Source organism: Dickeya sp. MK7 (genome assembly GCF_000406305.1).
Classification (GTDB): Bacteria; Pseudomonadota; Gammaproteobacteria; order Enterobacterales; family Enterobacteriaceae; genus Dickeya; species Dickeya fangzhongdai.
Genome location: NZ_CM001984.1, coordinates 4,029,560 through 4,047,612, shown reverse-complemented (window position 1 = coordinate 4,047,612; position 18,053 = coordinate 4,029,560). Strand labels below are relative to the sequence as shown.

General features: G+C 63.0%; 10 protein-coding genes. 7 read left to right on the top strand and 3 right to left on the bottom strand.

Going from position 1 to position 18,053, the window contains the following annotated elements; genetic code table 11:
• The first annotated feature begins 396 nt into the window (after positions 1-396).
• The 7 genes from DXXMK7_RS17490 to DXXMK7_RS17460 all read left to right on the top strand — a co-directional run bounded on the left by DXXMK7_RS17490 (position 397) and on the right by DXXMK7_RS17460 (position 9,199).
• On the top strand, positions 397-2,862 hold the full coding sequence (locus DXXMK7_RS17490; protein ID WP_038920184.1) for a hypothetical protein: 2,466 nt from the start codon (positions 397-399) through the stop codon (positions 2,860-2,862).
• A 1-nt stretch (position 2,863) separates the two neighbouring features.
• Positions 2,864-3,985 (top strand): glycoside hydrolase family 105 protein, encoded by a 1,122-nt coding sequence (locus DXXMK7_RS17485; protein WP_049842465.1) that lies wholly within the window; start codon positions 2,864-2,866, stop codon positions 3,983-3,985.
• Positions 3,986-4,052: 67 nt separating this feature from the next.
• Entirely contained in the window at positions 4,053-5,153 is a 1,101-nt protein-coding gene (locus tag DXXMK7_RS17480) for an ABC transporter ATP-binding protein (RefSeq protein ID WP_038920183.1), read from the top strand.
• A 15-nt stretch (positions 5,154-5,168) separates the two neighbouring features.
• Positions 5,169-6,170, top strand: a complete 1,002-nt coding sequence (locus DXXMK7_RS17475; protein WP_038920182.1) for a carbohydrate ABC transporter permease — start codon at positions 5,169-5,171, stop codon at positions 6,168-6,170.
• 12 nt (positions 6,171-6,182) lie between these two features.
• Positions 6,183-7,235: a carbohydrate ABC transporter permease gene (locus tag DXXMK7_RS17470; RefSeq protein WP_038920181.1), complete on the top strand. Its 1,053-nt coding sequence runs from the start codon at positions 6,183-6,185 to the stop codon at positions 7,233-7,235.
• Positions 7,236-8,276, top strand: a complete 1,041-nt coding sequence (locus tag DXXMK7_RS17465; RefSeq protein WP_038920180.1) for a LacI family DNA-binding transcriptional regulator — start codon at positions 7,236-7,238, stop codon at positions 8,274-8,276.
• Positions 8,277-8,437: 161 nt separating this feature from the next.
• Entirely contained in the window at positions 8,438-9,199 is a 762-nt protein-coding gene (locus DXXMK7_RS17460; protein ID WP_038920179.1) for a hypothetical protein, read from the top strand.
• A gap of 7 nt (positions 9,200-9,206) precedes the next feature.
• Here the strand turns inward: DXXMK7_RS17460 and DXXMK7_RS17455 are convergent, their stop codons facing one another.
• The 3 genes from DXXMK7_RS17455 to DXXMK7_RS17445 are packed head-to-tail and all read right to left on the bottom strand — an operon-like array spanning position 9,207 to position 18,051.
• Positions 9,207-11,654: a hypothetical protein gene (locus DXXMK7_RS17455; protein WP_038920177.1), complete on the bottom strand. Its 2,448-nt coding sequence runs from the start codon at positions 11,652-11,654 to the stop codon at positions 9,207-9,209.
• Positions 11,655-11,713: 59 nt separating this feature from the next.
• Positions 11,714-15,478 carry a contractile injection system tape measure protein gene (locus DXXMK7_RS17450; protein ID WP_038920176.1) on the bottom strand — a complete coding sequence of 1,255 codons (3,765 nt, stop codon included), beginning with the start codon at positions 15,476-15,478 and terminating at the stop codon, positions 11,714-11,716.
• Positions 15,475-18,051 (bottom strand): hypothetical protein, encoded by a 2,577-nt coding sequence (locus DXXMK7_RS17445; protein ID WP_038920175.1) that lies wholly within the window; start codon positions 18,049-18,051, stop codon positions 15,475-15,477. Before DXXMK7_RS17445 ends, DXXMK7_RS17450 begins: the two co-directional genes overlap by 4 nt.
• Positions 18,052-18,053: the final 2 nt, after the last annotated feature.

The window sequence follows — 18,053 nt, the reverse complement described above, 5'->3', positions numbered from 1 at the left end:
CATGAATAGCCTATTCAGCGACTAATCATGAACAAAAATAGCGTTCTTTTTTGTGAAGCATATTAAATATATTTCGACTCATGGCTGAGTCAACGTCTTTTTGTGATAAGAATCGCATATTGTTCACGCGATAATTTACTCTATAATGCAAAAATACGATGTTAAGTGCAAATTACCAATGTATGCAAATTTTGCATTAATTGCCGTTGATTTCCGGGTTGGGCACTGGAAAGTTGCATTGCGCCAAATAAAGGCGGCGAGCGCACAATAACGGTGCAAATAAATACAACTGTGCAAATAAATGCCATAAGGTATTTCTTATTCATTAGCATTTTTTATTTGGTAATGCGTTTTCGATATTTCATTTATTCGCTCGCGCGGTAACAAGGATTCGCCATGAATATCGGTTGGGTGTTAAAGAAAAATAGCGTGATTAACCGGTTTATGATTACCGAACTGGAGGAAAAATATTATCCTGCCGAAGCGGACACCCTGCCGGATAATGTTAATTACCGCTTTATTAATGGCTTTGTGGATGTCGGCGTATTGCCTTGTCGGGTGCGGTTCCTGAAAGAAACCGCGCCGCGCGCCGTCAGCCTGCCGGAGCATCTCCGTTTTCATACGCTGTGGAGCGGCGGCGATGACGGCCAGTCGGTCAATTTCAGCGATTTCTGGCCTTGCCCCACCCATGTGCAGCGTTTTGCCCGCTGCTACCTGCACAGCGATAGCCTGCAACCGGCGCGTTTCCGGCTGTCTACCTGCGGCGGCGTGACCGTCTGGCTTAACGGCCGTCAGATCTGCCGGTTTACCCCGTTTAGCCGCAACACCGAACAACACTGTGAACTGACGCTGCCGCTGCAACTGGGGCTGAATACGCTGGTGGTGCACGCCGAGGAGCTGTGCGAGCGTGATACCGACTACCTGTTCAGCCTGCGCTATCTTGATGAGCCGCCGCTGCGCTGGCAGGCCACGCCGGACGCCGCCTGCAGCGAACGTATACAGGCGCTGGACCACTGGCTCAACAACCTGTCGCTGGTCGATAACCTGACCGACCGCGATACCCTGACGCTGCGGGCCGCCGCGCCGTTGCCGGAAGCGGCCAGCGTCAGTCATCGGCTGCTATGCAACGTCAACGAATCGGCGCCGGCCTGGCGGCAACAGCAATCGCTGGCGGCGGGCAACGCCGGCTGGCAGGTGACGCTGCCGACAGGGCTGGTGGGCTATTACGATCTGGTATGCAGCGCGGTGTGCGACGGCATCACGCTGAATCGCAGTATCAGCTTCGGCCGCCTGCCGACGCAGACCATGCCGTCGCTGCCGACGCTGGCCGCCCGGCGCGACTACCTGCTGCGCCACACCGCGCTGCACGGCTTCGAACGGATTGGCCGGGTGTTGGCTGCCTTCGCCACCGGCGAAGGGACGGCGGATATCATGCCTGCCCTCAATCAGGCGCTGCACAAGATCAGCCGTCGGGAAGACTGCGCCGACTTTCAACTGGTGCCGCTCATCTGGCTGTGGCAGCGCTATCAGGGCCAGCGGCTGACGGCGCATGACTGGCGGCGCGTGCGCAGCGTAATCCTCGGTTTTCGTTACTGGATCGACGAGCCGGGCAACGACACCATGTGGTTCTGGAGCGAGAACCATTGCCTCTGTTTTCACGTCGCGCAGTATCTGGCCGGACAAAACTTTCCCGATGCGGTATTTGTGTGCAGCGGCCGTCGGGGCCGCGAGCAGCAGGCCATCGCCCGTCAGCGGCTGGATCGCTGGTTTGACGCCATTCTGGAACATGGGCTGGTGGAGTGGAACTCCGCCGCTTACTACCCTATCGATCTGATCGGGCTGGTGGCGCTAGCCGAGCTGGCCAGCGATGCAAGCCTGCGTGAACGCGCCCGCACCGTTATCGACCGTATCCTGCTGATGACCGCCTGGGTGCATCAGAACGGCGTGGCGGTCGGCACTATGGGCCGCGCCTACGATAAGGAACTGCGCTCCGGCATGTTGACCGAACTGTCAGGCCTGTGTGCGCTGGTGTGGGGCGAAGGCTGGTTGATTCCGCATTGCGCGGCGCTGCCGCTCCTGTGCCTGAGCCAGTATCAACCGCCTGACGAGACGCTCGCCATCGCCCACTGGCCGTCGCCGCAGGGCGCGCAGGCGCGCTGGGTGCAGGGGCTGAACCGCAGCGCCCGCGTGATTGCCTGGAAGCAGCAGGACGTGGCGTTTTCCTCGGTATTCGATCATCACCCCGGCCAGCCGGGGCACCAGCAGCATGTGCTGGATATCCGTCTTGGCCGGCATTACGCCGCCCGGTTGTGGGTCAACCATCCCGGCGAAGATCGCCCGGACGGCGTGCATCGCCCATCTTATTGGGCAGGCAACGGCCGCCTGCCGCACGTGATGCAGCATCGCAACCGCGCCTGGATGATTTTCGATTTGCAGCACGACCTGCGCCGCTGGACCCATCTTTACCTGCCGCGCGCCGCGCTGGACGAGGTGGTGGTGGACGCGTGCTGGTGTTTTGTGCGCGGCGGCAACGGTTATGCCGCGCTGCACAACCCGGCCGGGCTGCAACTGCATACGCCGGACGGCGGACAGCCGGACAGCGAATTGCGCGCCTTCGGCGAGCATAACGTCTGGTACATCGCGGTGGACAGCGGGCAGGGCGCGGCGGGTTTCCCGGCGTTTATCGAACGCTTCCGCCACCGCCAGGCGCAACGGTCGGACGACGGCGCGGCGCAGTTTGACGACCCGGACTACGGCCTGATGGCCTGGCAGCCGGCGAGCGGTTTTTCTGTCAATCATCATCCCTTTGCGTTTCCCGACACGGTGTCGGTGATGCCTGAGCGTACCGAGGAGGATCGGTAACATGACGACTCAATCCATGAATGCGCCTTTATCCGCGATCGGGCCATCCGACCGCGAGCAAATTGATGCGCTGCTGGACAAGGTGGCGCTGGCGTTCTGCCGCCTGAAGGCCATCAACAGCGTGACCGATGACGCACAGGCCAGCGACACGCTGACTATCCAGTTCGAAGAGTGGGACTGGGAAGTGGGCGTCGGCCTGTACGGCTTCTGGAAACTGGCGCGACAGCGGCAGGATCACGCCATGCTGGCGGCGCTGGAACAGTGGTACGAACAGAAATTGCAGGCCGGGCTGCCGCCGCGGCAAATCAACTCCACCGCACCGATGCTGGTGCTGGCGCTGCTGTGCCGCGACAACCCGCGCCCGCACTGGCTGGCGGCGGTGGCGGAATGGGCGGACTGGCTGTTGCATTCGCTGCCGAAAACCGAAGACGGCGGCTTCCAGCATACGGTCAAGGAGCGCCCCAACACCGGGCAGCTGTGGGACGACACGCTGTTTATGGCCGGGCTGTTTCTGGTGGTCAGCGCCGGAGTGCTCAAACGCCGCGAACTGCTGGACGAAGCCGAATACCAGTTGCTGACCCACGCGCGCTATCTGGCGGACGCCGCCACCGGGCTGTGGTATCACGGCTGGACTTTCCTGGGCCGCCACCATTACGCCGGGGCGTTCTGGGGGCGCGGCAACGCCTGGGTGACGCTGGTGCTGCCGGAAATCTGTTGTCTGGCGGACGCGCCGCTCTCGGTGCCGGTACGCCGCACGCTGGAGGCGATTCTCACTCAGCAGACCCGCGCGCTGGCGGCCTGTCAGCATGATTCCGGGTTGTGGCACACCCTGCTCAACGACCCGGATTCGCCGCTGGAAACCTCCGCCAGCGCCGGTTTCATCGCCGGCATTCTCACCGCCCGCCAGCTCGGCATGCTGGCGGATTTCCCGCAGGCGGTGCTGGATAAAGGGCTGGCGGCGGTGATGGCGCAGATTGATGAACAGGGCGTGGTGCAAGGAGTGTCGGACGGCACCGCGATGGGGCACGACCTGCAGTTTTATCACGATATCCCCAATGTCGCCGTGCCGTACGGGCAGGCGCTGGTCATGCTGATGCTGCTGGCGCAGCGGCATTCTGTTTGAAAAACAGAAACGGGTTTGAAAAACAGAACCAGGTTTGAAAAACAGAAACGGGTTTGAGGAAACGGTGATGGCGAGTCTGGAACTGAAAAACGTCCATAAAAGCTATGGGTCGATACAGATTATCAAAGGCGTGGATCTGACGATCCGCGACGGGGAGTTCATGGTGTTCGTCGGGCCGTCGGGCTGCGGTAAATCCACGCTGCTGCGGATGATCGCCGGCCTGGAGCCGATCACCGACGGCGAGCTGTGGATCGGCGATCGCAAGGTCAACGATCTTGGCCCGGCGGAGCGCAAAATCGCCATGGTGTTCCAGTCTTATGCGCTGTATCCGCATCTGTCGGTGCGCAAGAACCTGGCGTTCGGGCTGGAAAACCTGCATTTCCCCAAAGACGAAATTGAACGGCGCATCGCGGAAGCCGCGCGCATGCTGGGGCTGGAGCCGTATCTGGATCGCAAACCGCGGGCGTTGTCCGGCGGGCAGCAGCAGCGCGTCGCCATCGGCCGCGCCATCGTGCGCGACCCGGATCTGTTCCTGTTTGACGAGCCGCTGTCCAACCTTGACGCCAAACTGCGGGTGCAGACCCGCGGCGAGCTGACCCGGCTGCATCAGAAACTGCGCACCACCATGATTTACGTCACCCACGATCAGGTGGAGGCGATGACCATGGCCCAGCGCATCGTGGTGCTCAACGGCGGGCGCATCGAACAGGTGGGGACGCCGCTGGAGCTGTTCAACCGGCCGAAAAACAAGTTTGTGGCCGGCTTTATCGGTTCGCCGCGCATGAACATGTTCCTCGCCACCATCAGCAGCGCGTCGGATGACGGGGTGGAAGTGCGCTGTCCGTCCGGCAACCTGTTGCGCCTGCCGTTTCGCGGCGAAGAGGGTAAAACGGTGGAGCTGGGTATTCGTCCGTCGCACTGTCAATTGGTGGGCGAGCACGACGACGGCGTGTCGCTGTGCATCGACCGCTGCGAAATGATGGGGCATGAAACCTTTATCTATGGCCGCTGCGGCGGTATCGACGACGAGCTGATCGTGCACCTGCCGGGGCATCATGAATTTCGCGCCGGCGAGCTGGTGTTTGTCCGCTTCCCGCAAGACTATTGCCACCTGTTTGATACCGACAGCGGCCAGACGTTGCCGCGTCTGACGGAACAGCATGCCTGATTGCAGGAGACAAGCATGAACCGAAAATCGTTGATTCAGCCCGGCGCGTCGCTGGTGGATACGCTGGTGACGCCGGTGGAGAAATCGGTCAACCTGCTGCAAAAATTCGGCGGCCGCCGGGTGATGCCGTGGTTTTTCATCGCGCCGAACATGCTGCTGTTCGCCGTGTTCGTGTTTATTCCGATCCTGCTGGCGGTGTGCTACGCCTTCACCGGCGGCACCAACATCCTGCTGTGGGATCGGCCGTACGTTGGGTTGCAGAATTTCGCCACCCTGCTGAGTTGCGAGCAGTACACCGTGCCGGCCACCTGCGAGCAGGATCTGTTCTGGACCGGCGTCTACAACACCGTCTCGTTCACCTTTTTTAATGTGACGTGCACGCTCGGCGTGGCGCTGGTCACTGCGCTAATCCTCAACCGCAAGATCATCGCCCGCGGCTTTTTCCGCGCCATCTTCTTCTACCCGGTGCTGCTGTCGCCGGTGGTGGTCGGGCTGGTGTGGCAGTGGTTCCTCAATCGTAACGGGCTGCTGAATCTGGTGCTGTCGTCGCTGGGCGGCCAGCCGATTACGTTTTTGCTGGAGCCGTCGCTGGCGCGCTTCTGGGTGGTGTTCGTGTCGGTGTGGTTTCACGTCGGTTTTTATACCCTGATTCTGCTGGCCGGGTTGCAGGCGATCCCGCGTGATATCTACGAGGCGGCGGCGGTGGACGGCACCTCGCGCTGGCGCGGTTTCTATCGCCTGACGCTGCCGTTGCTGGCGCCCAACATTCTGGTGGTGGTGATCCTGTTGACCATCAACAGCGTGCAGATTTTCGATGAAGCCTGGGTGCTGACCAACGGCGGCGGGCCGGGCACCGCCAACAACTTTATTGTGCAGTACATCTATCAGACCGCGTTTTCCTCCAACGCGTCGCTGTACGGGCTGGCCTCGGCGGCGTCGGTGCTGATGGGGGTGGTGCTGATGATCCTGACGGCGTTGCAGTTCCTGCTGACCCGCCGTCTGGAAGGCAAAAAATAACCGGGAGCCGGCATGATGAAGATAATCGCGTTTCTTACCCGCACCCGTTATCCGGGGCGGATTCACGTCACCGACATCCTGAGCTGGGTCTGGCTGGTGGTGGGCACGCTGCTGGTGTTGATCCCGGTGATGTGGGCGGCGATGTCGTCGCTGAAAACCCCGGCGGAGATCAACCGCTTTCCGCCCAGTTTTCTGCCGGAGGCCGCCAGCACCGTCACGCTGCCCGACTACCCGAAACCGCTGGAGCTGTGGCAGGCGAAGCAGGACGACGGCAGCAGCAAGACGCTGGCGATGGTGCGGCGCATTGGCCTGCTGGCGCAGATGGTAGACCCGCAAGCGCCGCAGGAGGTAGTGCGGGTGCCGGTGCAGAACCTGACGCCGCAGAAAACCCTGCATCTGGAAACCGACAACTACACCACGCCGATGTCGAAATTCCATTTCGCCACCTACCTGAAAAACACCGTATTCGTGACGGTGATGGCGACGTTGCTGACGCTGTTGCTGAGTTCAATGGCGGCATTCGCGCTGGCGAAATACGAGTTTCGCGGCCGCGGCACGGTGCTGACGCTATTTCTGTCCACCATGATGATCCCGCTGTCGGTGGTGATGGTGCCGACCTTTCTGGTGGTGATCGGCCTGCGCATGGGCGACAACCTGTGGGGGGTGATTATCCCCACCATCGCCACGCCCACCGGGGTGTTCCTGCTGCGCCAGTACATGCTGACCATCCCGGATGAGCTGATCGAAGCCGCGCGTATCGACGCCGCCAGCGAGTTTCGTATTTACTGGAAAATCATCCTGCCGCTTACCGCGCCGGCGCTGGCGGTGCTGGCGATCTTCTCGGTGATCTGGCGCTGGAACGACTTCCTATGGCCGCTGATCGTGCTGTCCAGTCAGGACAACTTTACGTTGCAGATCGGCCTGAATGCGTTTCAGGGGCAATTCTCGGTGCAGTGGCACTACATTCTGGCGATGACCATGCTGTCGTTGCTGCCGGTGACGGCGGTGTTTGTGTTCCTGCAAAAATACATCACCACCGGCATTGCCAACACGGGAATGAAATAAATGGCGACGCTCAAGGATATTGCCGACCGCGCGGGGGTGTCGATCAGCACGGTATCCCGGGTGCTGAACGGCACCGCGCCCATCAGCGCCAAAGTGCGCCAGCAGATTATGGCGATCGCCACCGAGCAGGGGTATCCGCTGCATAAGGCGAGCAAAACGGCGGACAACCCGGAGCCGCTGCGCCACATCATGCTGGCGACGCCGCGCAACCTGATGCTGGAAAGCGACCTCAATCTGGTGTCGCTGACGCTGATCAACCGGCTGAAAACCCTGTGTCAGCAGCGCAACATCCAGCTCAGTCCGTTTGTCGGCGAGCCGGACAGCATCAACGAACAGCAACTGTTGCAGGCGCTGCGCGGCGGGCGGGAAAGCGGCATTCTGATCGTCAACGACGACCACCCCACGTTGCTCAACGCGGTGGCGGAAAGCGGCGTGCCGGCGGTGCTGATCAACGGCGAAGACCCGACCATGCGGCTTAACACCGTGATGCCCGCCAACCACTACTCGGCCGCCGCCGCGGTGCGTTACCTGATTGCGCAAGGGCATCGGCGCATTCTGCATCTGACCTGGCATTCCCGCCTGACCATTCGCGAGCGTGAGCGCGGCTACCGCGACGCGCTGGCTGAAGCCGGTATCCCGCTGGACGAACGGTTGATTCTGTCGCTGCCGGATTTCCAGCCGCTGACCGCCCGCGACGCGCTGCTCGACTGGCTGGCGCGCCACCCGGATCGGCTCGGCGTCACCGCCATCTTCTGCGCCGCCGACAATCAGGCCATTGGCGTGGCGGAGGCGCTCAACCAGCACGGCCTGCGGGTGCCGGACGACCTGTCGGTGATGGGGATGGACGATATTCTGCCGCTGGATATGCTGCCGCTGGCGCTCACCACCGTGCATCTGCCGTTTGAAGAGATGGCGCGCGCCGCGCTGCAACTGCTTACCCAGCAACTGCTGCCCGCGCAGGCGCTCGGCGTCGCCCAGCGCATCGAACTGGCCGGGCATCTGGTGGTGAGGGATTCGGTAGGGGGGCTGGCTGGGGGATAAATCGACGTATTCAGGTGCAGAGCGAAGGGGGGCGGATAGCCGGATGGATTTTTATCTGCGTGATTATATTACCTTTTGGTTATTATTTTGTTATGGGATGGAACTGAGGCTCAGAGCTACAACACCTAGTGTTGTCATCATTACTGATCAGGAAAGGCAACATGTACGTACGCTCAGTTTATACTTCACATACTGGCGCGACTTCCGCCGCTGCTAACGTTATCCGGGCTTCTGAGCTGTCAAAAGCGGCGCTGGAAAATACTCAGGCATTTAAACAAGACCCCAAACGTTATCTGGATAGCCACCTGATGGATATTTCCGGTGTGATGCGTACCAATGACCAAACGGGTATGAATGCCTTGCTCAATGAAAATCTCAAAAAGGGTTATTTCGCGTTAATTCCCGATGGGGTAGAAAAAAACAAAGTCAGCCTCAAGCCAATCACGGTTGCCAGCACCGCCGAAGCAGGCAGCGTGATTTATGCGCATTGGATCCCGTTTAAAAGTGGTAATGTGCTGCCGGGTTATACTGATATTCCTAAATATCCGCACCATGCCGCCAGAGAAGATAGTGCCATGTTTGCTTTTACTCCAGGTATGAATGGTTGTGCTCTGGAGGTCAGAGAGCATCCGGGACGCAGTGATTATTACCGGGTGTTTCATAACCAGCACCCTACCAGCAAGCAACAGAGCGACATGATTGATACGGTGGCTGGCGGCCCGGTGGACTCGTTTACCGAAGGCGAGTATTTCCAGCACAACAGTGTGGCGTTGATGCCGGTGTCTGCCAATGTGATGCATTTCAACCTGCATCAGGGGGGGTGGGAGTTTATTGGTCAGCCTCAGGGCATTAATCCGCATAACAATGCCATTCAGACTATGCCCCAGGGGCGGATCGTATCCCGACCATTGGATGCTGGATGATGCTCACTCAAGGATTCCGCTCCCGCCGGTTTTTCCTGATGCGTTGCAGCACGGCGATGGCGACCACCACGGCGGCGAACAGCAGCAGGATTAACGTCTGATATTGCTGCCAGTACGGGTCCGCCACCAGCGCCAGCATCAATGCCGCGGCGAACAGCACCACAAAACCGGCGAACCACAGCGAGTCGGTGACCTTGCGCACCGGGAACAGCCACAGGCTGGCGACGCCGGTGACGACAATCCCCCAGAAGGTGATAAACAGCATCAGCCGTAGCACCCAGCGGTTGGGGCAGATCACGTCGATGACCGCATTGACGGCCGAGGCGATGCGCGCCAGCGGCGCGGGCAGATCGGCGGCGGGGTAGTAGGTCTGGCTGATGAGCTGCTGGCTGGCTTCGTCGAGCGGCAGCGGCCAGTAGGCGGCGCCGAGAAAACTCCAACTGCTGTAACGCACCAGTTCCGCCAGCTCGGTCGTTTGATGGCGGTTGGCGTCGGTAATCAGGACAGGCACCAGCTTGCGATACAGCTCGGGAATCGCGGCCTGCGGCTGCTGGCTTAAAAAATGGCGCAGGTCGCTCAACTGATCGAGCGTCCGGCGCGGTTTGACCACTCCGTCAGGGGGCTCCGGCTGCAAAATAAACCGATCCACATACGGCAGCAGTTCCCGCAGGTTATCCAGCGTGTAGAACCCTTGTCCTTTGAGCAGCGACTCCACCGGCACCATCAGGTTGACGGCGTAGCGGGGCGGTGAGTCGGGCGCGTGTCCGGCGGGGGTGAGGGTTTTGCGCAGCGCCTGCACAAAGCGAATAAACGTCTGCTGACCGGCGCGGGTGGTGAGCCGGGTCAGGTCGAAGTCCAGCGTCACGCCGTCGGCCAGGGTATCCGACGGACTCAAACCGAAGGTCAGCCAGGGTTTGGCCCGATTGATCCAGTCATCGTCAAGCGGGGTCTGAATGTTGGCGCTGAGACGGGCGACCAGCGACGAGGTGAACAGGCTGACCAGCGCCGGCGACGGCAGTTTTCTCGGCGTGGACACCACCAGATCGACATGGGTGCGGTAGCGGTGCGCCAGCCGGATGAAATCGGCGTAGGGGCGGGTTTTCCGCCAGTTGGGCGGCAGCACCAGTTGCGGGTCGCGCGCGCCCGGCAAGACCGCGGCGGAGAAATAGCCGATGCGGTCCAGTTGACGAAAGTTGAGGGTCTGCCCGTCGGCCAACGGCTGCCAGTAAGGGTAAAAACCGTAGAAGGTGGCGTCGGCGCCGTTAACGTTCGGGGTGCTGTCTTCACAACCGCAGTCGGCGGGCGCGCGCCAGACCATCGGCGGGGTGGTTGACGGGGGCGCGCCGTCTTTGCGGGCGATGTCCAGAATGCGTTGCCGGCTCTGGTGGCTGAGGCGGTCAAGTCCGGCCATTTTCATCGCCACCGCCAGCTGGTAGCGGTCGGCGAATGGGGTGTCTTTCAGCGTTGCCAGCCGCGCCAGCGCGTCTTTGTCTACCGATACCAGATTGAGATCCAGATAAGCCAGCTCCAGCGCATTTTGATTAAGCGAATAGACGGTGATCGGCGTGGCGGTGCTGGCGTCGCTGTTCTGCCGGGTGTCGGCGATTTCAGTACGTAGCTGATTGTCGGGGTGCGCATTATCGTTCTGCGAAGAACTGTCGCTCTGCGTCGTGGTCTGGGTGCGGCTGGGGTTGCCGTTGCTGACCGGTACGGCGTCCACAATCTGTTGCAGGATCTGCTCCTCATTGCCGCGCAACTGGCGGATCAACGGGCGCACCGCGTTGTTCAGTTCCACCGGACTGGCGAACTGGTGGCCTATCATGCCGTCCAGTTGGCTCTGGATAGCGTTGCGTTCCGCCAGCTTGCGCAGGTCATCCTCCGTCAGGGCGTAGTACTGCGGCGACGTCACTTCCGGCGGCGGCGGGACGGCGGCGGCGTCCGCCTGCGCGGTGAGAAATTCGATGGTTTTCTGCGCCGGCCACTGCAACAGCTCCGGCGCGCCCATGCGGCTGCGCCAGTAAGGGAAGAGCTGATCGAGCTCCGATACTTTAGCCAGCGACACCAGCAGCGCTTCGGCGAAGGTATTGCGGTTGGGCGGCGGCGTGATGCCGAATTCGCCGCAAAACGTCGCCAGCCATTTGCGCGTCTTGGGGCCGAACAGCCCGTCGGCGAGGTAGTCGCCCGGCTGGCGGTAATCCGCCTGATACGCCGGGTCGTCGTGATAGATAATCGCCAGTTTATCCTGCGTGATGCGGGTAAAGCGTCGGCTGTCCATCCGTTCCAGCGCCTGGAGGCATTGGGCGTAAGTCGGGGCGTCGGGTACGGCGGATGGCATGAGCGCGGGTTCCGGCAGTGCGGTATAGGCCGCCGGTGGGAGCAGTAATGCCAATGGCAGCAACAAGGCCAGCAGCCGCGCCAGCGTTGCGTTGCGCCCGGTGAAACGGTGAATCCTCATGGCGATGGCTCTCTCCCTTACGGTTGTCAGTGATGCGCAGGCTGTCCGGCAATCGGCGTTCAGCGCCAGACCACGTGCAGCGGCCGGTCCATCCAGGGGTATTTGATGGTCGAATATCCCCACGGCAGCCGGTCGAGCAGCATGTCGAACGGGCCGGGAACCACCTCCAGTTTCCAGCTGTCCGCCTGTCGCCACAGCGTGCCTTCGCGTTGCAGGAAGGTTTGGCGCAATCCGTCAACCGAGGTGTGGCCCAGCGCATTCCAGTGCTGAAGGAGGGCGTCCAGCAGCGCGTCCAGCGTGTCGCGGGCGGCGGCGTCAGGCGGTAGCGTTAACGGAAGCGGGGCGTTGAGCGGCAGGCCGCACAGCAGCTTGTTCAGCGCCAGCTGGTATTCGGCGCAGTTTTGTCCCCGATCGACCAGATATTGCAGGCAGTGGATGGCCTGATGGCGGGCGTCCGGCTGCGGGAAGGCGCCGTCCTGCACCAGCGCCAGCTTTGTCAGCAGGCGAGGGAGCCAGGGCGCGGCCAGCACCAGCCCGGCATTGGCGACCGGCAGCGGCTCATCGGTGCTCAGCGTCTCGTCGCCCCGCCAGTCGACAACCGCCGGAGCAGCCATATCCGGCACGGCCGCAGGCTGCGGTGCATCGGTATCGGCTACGGCATCAGCGAGGTCCGGCTGTTCAGGGGGCGACGCGGCGGCGATGTCGCGTTCAGGCGGTTGCCCGGCATCCGTGACGGCGACGACCGGCGGCGTGTCCTGATGCAGCCCGGCGGCGGTGATCAGCCGTTGCAGGCGTTCGGCCAGCGTGCGGGTCGAGGGGAAGCGCTCGGCCTGCGCCTGTTCCAGCAGAAAACGGTAGAACGCAGACGGCGACGGCTGATGGCTGCGCTGTTGCCAGTCGGCGGCCTGTCTGCCCAGATAATGGCTGATAAAGGCGGCGATATCCGCTGGCGAACCGGCGGCGAACAGACGGTGATACAGCGCGCGCCACAGCAGATTTTCCAGCTGCTGCGCCGCGCCGCGGTACGCCGGGTGACGATGACAGAGGTTGGCGATAAAGCGGCCGTAAGGGTATAGCGCCAGAAAGTCGGTGCGGCGCAACAGCAGCAGTAAGGCGGTGTGCAGCCTGTCGGATAGCGTGTCCGCCAACCGTTCGATCAGAGCGGGCGAACGCAGCGCGGGCAGCAGCAACCGGCGTACCGCTTCCGGCTGCGAGGGCAGCAGGCGCGCCAGCGCGGCGGATAGCGCGGCGATGTCATCGGCGGCGAGCGTCGCTGCAGCGTGCCCGGCGATCCGGTTCAGCAGCGCCAGCGCGGCGTCGTCATCCATCGCCGATGGCATTGGGGCATCAGGCGTCGTGGCGCCGACAGGCTGGCGCGGGGCATCCACTGACGAGGGGGCGGACTGGCTGACCGCATCGCGCAGAGCCAGCCAGTCCGGCGTGCGGTTGGCGGCCAGCGCGTCGATCATCTGCCCGTAAAACGCCTGCCGCTGTGCAACGGTCAGGCGGCGGGTGACGTTGTCGAGCGTGGCCGACAGGCTGCGTAGGTTGGCCGATGGCTGACGCAGCGCGATTAGCTGGGCAAGCAACTGGGCGGCCTGCGATGGGCGCAGAGCGGCGCACAGCCGCAGCCAACTGGCGGGGTGGTGTGTGGAGACCGCCAGCCAGCGCTGGAGCAGCAACGGGTTATGGGTCAGCAACCGTTGCAGGCAGCGCTGCAGGTCATTACCGGCATACGAGGACGCGGCGCGCCAAACGGTGCGCGCCTGATCCGGCGGCGTAAAGCGGCGCGTCGGGTCGGCGTGGACTAACACGTCGTATAGATAGTGGTAACAGGCGGCGTCAAGCAACGGCTGCTCCGGCGGCGGAAGGTCAGCGTCGATGTGACACGGCGCCGCGGCTTGCGGTTGAGGTTGAGACTGAGGTTGCGGCTCAGGCTGCGGTGACGGCGGCGGCGCGGGAGGCGAGCTTTCGCGCAGCCGGGTAAGCAGCGTCAGCAGCGCCCGGCGCACCGCGGTATCGGCCGGGGCGTGGCGCAGGCGTTGCAGCAAGGCGTCGATCAGCGCCTGACGCGACAGGTTATGGTGCGCCGCCAGTTGCCGCAGCAGCGCGTCCAGATAGCTTTGCCGGTTGAATTCGCTGCCGCGCTCCGCCAGCAGGTAGCTGAACGTGAGGCTCCACAGGCTGTGCGTCAACAGCGGCTCGCCGGGGGCGTGGGCGGAATGGTCGGCGATAGCCGGCTGGCTGGCGCGCACTTCTTCCATCAGCTCGCGGATAAACGGCGCGTCCGCTGGTTCCAGCAGGGTCAGCAGGCGATATTGCGTCGCCGCGGAAAAGCGCACCACCCAACGCTGGCGTACCTGACTCTGCTGGCCGCAGGCGATCAGCGCCGGGCGTAACGTCAGCAGCATCGCCGGCGTGCACTGGCGCCACACCCGATTCAGCGCTGCTTCATCCGCCTGTTGCAGCGCGTCAGCCCACTGTTGCCGTAGCGTGTTGACGGCGGGTTCTGCCGCGGCCGCTTCCCGATGTCTTATTGATTCGCCGCTAACCGGCCCGCGTCGCACCGGTTGAGCGCCCGACCTCATGACCGGCAGCGCGCGGGCGAGCGGCGCCATTTCTCCCCATAATGTGGTCAGCAGCGACAGCAACGGTTGTTTCAGCGCGTGGTCGCCCGGCCACGCCGCCAGCCGCAGGTACAGCGTTTGCAGCAGGTCGGTTCGTTCCATATTGTGGTGCGCCGCCATGCGGCCAATCAGCCCGGCCATGTAGCGCTGTTTGTTGAACTGGCTGCCGCGCTGCACCAGCAGATAATGCAGGGTGAATTCACGCAGCAGCTGATCCAGCGGGGCGCTCGGGTCTGTGGGCGCCGCGTCGTCGGGATGATGGAACCACGCCGGATGCCTGAGCACCTGTTGGATGAACGGTTGCGCCTGCGGCGCCAGCAACCCCAGCAGATCGTCGAAGGCGTGGTCATCCACCGCCTGCGCCATGCCGCGCACCACCTCGGGCTGTTGCCCGCAGGCGTAAAGCGCCAGCAGAAACCGGCCACGCTGGTCGCCGAGCAGCGTGGCCCAGACCGGCAGCAACTCCTGTCGCAGACGGCGCTGGCGCAGCGCCTGATGGATGCGCTGATGCCAGTGGCGGTGCAACCGCGCCTTTAGCGCGGCTGGCAGCGCATCCGCTTCCGGCTGGGCCGCCAGACAACGCAGCGCGATATCCTGATGCGCGGGCGTCAGCTGTTCCAGCCAGCCGTTTAGCGCGGTAGCCGGCAACTGAGAAACCAGCCGGGCGATCAGGCTGGTCGGGCGAGCGCTGGCGTTCAGTAACCGGTTCAGTCCGGCGCGGTGTTGGCGCACGGCGTCGGCCAGCCAGTGGCGGTGGCGGTCTGCCTGCCGCCAGCCTTGCCGACCGGGGTAATGCCAGGGCATCACGCCGTGTTGCAGGAAAAACTGCAACTGACGCCACTGCGCCGCCGGACCATCCAGCACCTGTATTTCCGCGGCATCGGCGTCGTGGCGTTGATGTGGCTGGGCCGGGTCGGACGGTTGCTGGGCGCGCAGCGCCTCCGTCAGCTGCCGCTTTAGCGCCGCCAGCAGCGCCGACTCCAAATCCGACGCCGGCAGCGCGCCCAGATCGAGCCGCAGGTGGTCGATCACCCACAGTTGATGGGGCGGCGAAAACTGGTCGAACAGCGCGTCGATCAACGGCAACAGCTGTTGCTGCACCCAGCGCGGGGCGTCTCGCTCGAACCGCTCCGCCTCGGACGAATGGCGAAAGTCGAGCGTCAGGCTGGCGGTGTGAATCCGGTGTGGCTGCGTCATGCGTCCTGTCCTGATGGTTGAGAAGTGGGGGATTGAGCGTGCAACGATTGCAACAATGCCGTCAGCCGGGCGGCCGCGTCGTCGCACGATGGCTGGCCGGGAGCTTCCCGTCTGGCGTCGAGCCATGCCAGCCAGGCGGTTTCAAACTCGACCGTGGCGTGAATATCGAGCCAGTGACAGCGCGGCAGCAGATGCGCCGGGCACTGTCGGGCGATCAGGGCCTCGGCCTGCGCCCGGAACACCGGGTTGCCGCCGCGGGCGGTGTAACCAGGCAGAATAAGACTGATCTGGCCGGGAAACGGGTCGCTGTCGGCGCGGGCGTCATCACCGCCGTGCGCCGGGCGCAGCAACAGGTGCTCCACCACGTACACCCCTTCGCACCGCTGATTAAGGCGGATGAGTTCGCGGCGCAGCTGGTTGATGACGCGCACCAGGTGCGCCGGTTGGCTGCTGGCGCCCAGGTGCAGCCATAAGCCGTTTTGCGAGCCGGGCGCCGCCGACAGCCGGAACAGCGCCTGATAAAAGCCGCTGACATCGGGCGGCAGAATGCGGTAATGCGCCAGCATCACGCCGCGTTGCAGCAGCTCGACCGGCAGTGGCCGCAGGCGCAGCGCCAGCACATCGCGCGCCGCCGCCGCATCGGCGCTGCCCGGCGCCGCGTCGCTCAGCGGCACATCCAGCAAACTGTCGAGGGCCGACTGATCCAGCCATTGCAGATGCGACTGACCCGCCGCGCTGTGCAGGAAGGCGTCATCGGCCATCAACTGCCACCCCTGCCGGGCCAGCGTCTGGCTATAGGGCCACGCGTCGGCGTCGTCCATCCCGAGCAGCAGCGCCACCCGGTCGGCGAAACCGCCCCGGTTTTCCCGTTCGGTCATCGGCCGGCGCGTGTTGAAACCGGCGCCGCGATCGCGGGTCAGACGGTCGATGGCCTGAATAAACCGGCGCTGGTACTCAAGCTGCTGACGGCTCTGCACGCGCTGATCCGACGCCTCGCCCGGCTGACGCCACAGTCGGGCGTCCAGCGTTTCGCCGTATAACGCCAGCAGATAGTCGAGCAGCCGTCCTTTGCGGTCCGGGTAGTGGTCGACCTCGGCCAGCAGGTGATGAAAACGCGCCGCCGCATCGTCGGGATACAGGAGATCCACCCCGCGGAACTGCTCATCATCCAGCAGGTTGAAGGCGTAACTGCGTCCGGCGTCGGTGGCGGGGGAAAACAGGTCGCGCAGGTTAGCCAGGTTGGCGCAAAAGTTGGCCATCAGCTGTTCAAACAGCAGCAGATAGCCGCGAAATTGCTGGATCTGCGCCTGTTCCTGCCGGTTCAGCGCCGTCGGGACGCGCGGCGCGTCCAGCCGGTAGACGCCGGGGAACAGCGACTGGATCGACCGGTAATCCGCCAGCTCGCGCCAGATGCCGTGCGGCGGCGGGATGAGGGCGGCGGTCTGGCGGCGGATTTGCTCGTGCAGCGTGCCGTTTTGCGCCTTACGCCGCACCAGCCGGATGCTCATGGCGCTGAAATCAATCGACAACGGGTGGCCCTGATGGGTCAGGTTGAGGTCGATGTCGTCGTGCTTTTTCGGCAGCAGGATCCAGTCGCCGGGGCTGAAGTGGTCCTGCGCATTGTCGGGATGGCCGTCCCGACAGGGTTGCGGGATCAGCTGCAACTGTCGGATGTGGCCGACGCCGTCGATGTTGATCAACCGGGTATAGAGCGCCGATAGCGGCCTGACGGCGGCAACACGCTCGTTGCCCGGCGCGCCGTGGTGGTCGGTGTAGTTATAGGCATAGTTATCGACATAGTTATCGGCATAGCTATCGGCATAGTTATCAGGGTAGCTGTCAGCATAGTTATCAGCATGGCTAGCGGTGTGGCTGTCGGCCTCGTCGCCCCGGAGCCACTGTTCGGCCTGAAAGTAGATTTCAGCCGCCAGGTTGTCGGCGTTATCGTGCAGATTGTTGGTGTTATCGTAGTTGGTGTTATCGTAGTTGGTGTTATCGTAATAGTGCAGCTCGATATCGGCGTGCAGCCGCAGCTCGCGACTGTCGATGATGCGGACGCCGGCGAGGTCTTCGCCCAGATTACGGGCGCGGTGGTAGAGATGCGAGGCCGCATCGACAATGTCGTCGCGCAGCGCCGGATGGTGGTCGCAACGCTGACGCGCCGCCTCGGTCAGCAGCAGATCGATGTGGTAGCGACCCTGACCGTCCGGCGTGACCCACGCCTGTTCCACCTCGTCCATCGCGTCCAGCACCGCCTGCTGATAATCCTGCCGGGTGCAGGGGCGGGGCGGGAAAATCTGTTCCGGCAGCATCAGCCCCTGCGCGGCGAAGTCGAGGCGACCGTCCGGCTGCGTCAGGTAATCCGCTACCTCAAAGTCGGTGCGGTAAATCAGGTCGGTGAGGGCGAAACACAACAGTTCCAGCAGCGTGACGCCGGGGTCGTGGAGGTTGTAGTCGGTCCAGCGGTTGCCGCTGAGCCGTTGGACCTGCTCCAGCCCTGCGCGCAGCAGGCTGGCGACGCTGTCAGGGTCGTCATGGGGCGCCTGTCTGGGAATAAATGACGGTTGCGCCATGC

Bases quoted from the DNA above. Each gene is read 5' to 3' on its own strand.
- DXXMK7_RS17490 (WP_038920184.1), top strand. From the start codon at position 397: ATGAATATCGGTTGGGTGTTAAAGAAAAATAGCGTGATTAACCGGTTT.
- DXXMK7_RS17485 (WP_049842465.1), top strand. From the start codon at position 2,864: ATGACGACTCAATCCATGAATGCGCCTTTATCCGCGATCGGGCCATCC.
- DXXMK7_RS17480 (WP_038920183.1), top strand. From the start codon at position 4,053: ATGGCGAGTCTGGAACTGAAAAACGTCCATAAAAGCTATGGGTCGATA.
- DXXMK7_RS17475 (WP_038920182.1), top strand. From the start codon at position 5,169: ATGAACCGAAAATCGTTGATTCAGCCCGGCGCGTCGCTGGTGGATACG.
- DXXMK7_RS17470 (WP_038920181.1), top strand. From the start codon at position 6,183: ATGATGAAGATAATCGCGTTTCTTACCCGCACCCGTTATCCGGGGCGG.
- DXXMK7_RS17465 (WP_038920180.1), top strand. From the start codon at position 7,236: ATGGCGACGCTCAAGGATATTGCCGACCGCGCGGGGGTGTCGATCAGC.
- DXXMK7_RS17460 (WP_038920179.1), top strand. From the start codon at position 8,438: ATGTACGTACGCTCAGTTTATACTTCACATACTGGCGCGACTTCCGCC.
- DXXMK7_RS17455 (WP_038920177.1), bottom strand. From the start codon at position 11,654: ATGAGGATTCACCGTTTCACCGGGCGCAACGCAACGCTGGCGCGGCTG.
- DXXMK7_RS17450 (WP_038920176.1), bottom strand. From the start codon at position 15,478: ATGACGCAGCCACACCGGATTCACACCGCCAGCCTGACGCTCGACTTT.
- DXXMK7_RS17445 (WP_038920175.1), bottom strand. From the start codon at position 18,051: ATGGCGCAACCGTCATTTATTCCCAGACAGGCGCCCCATGACGACCCT.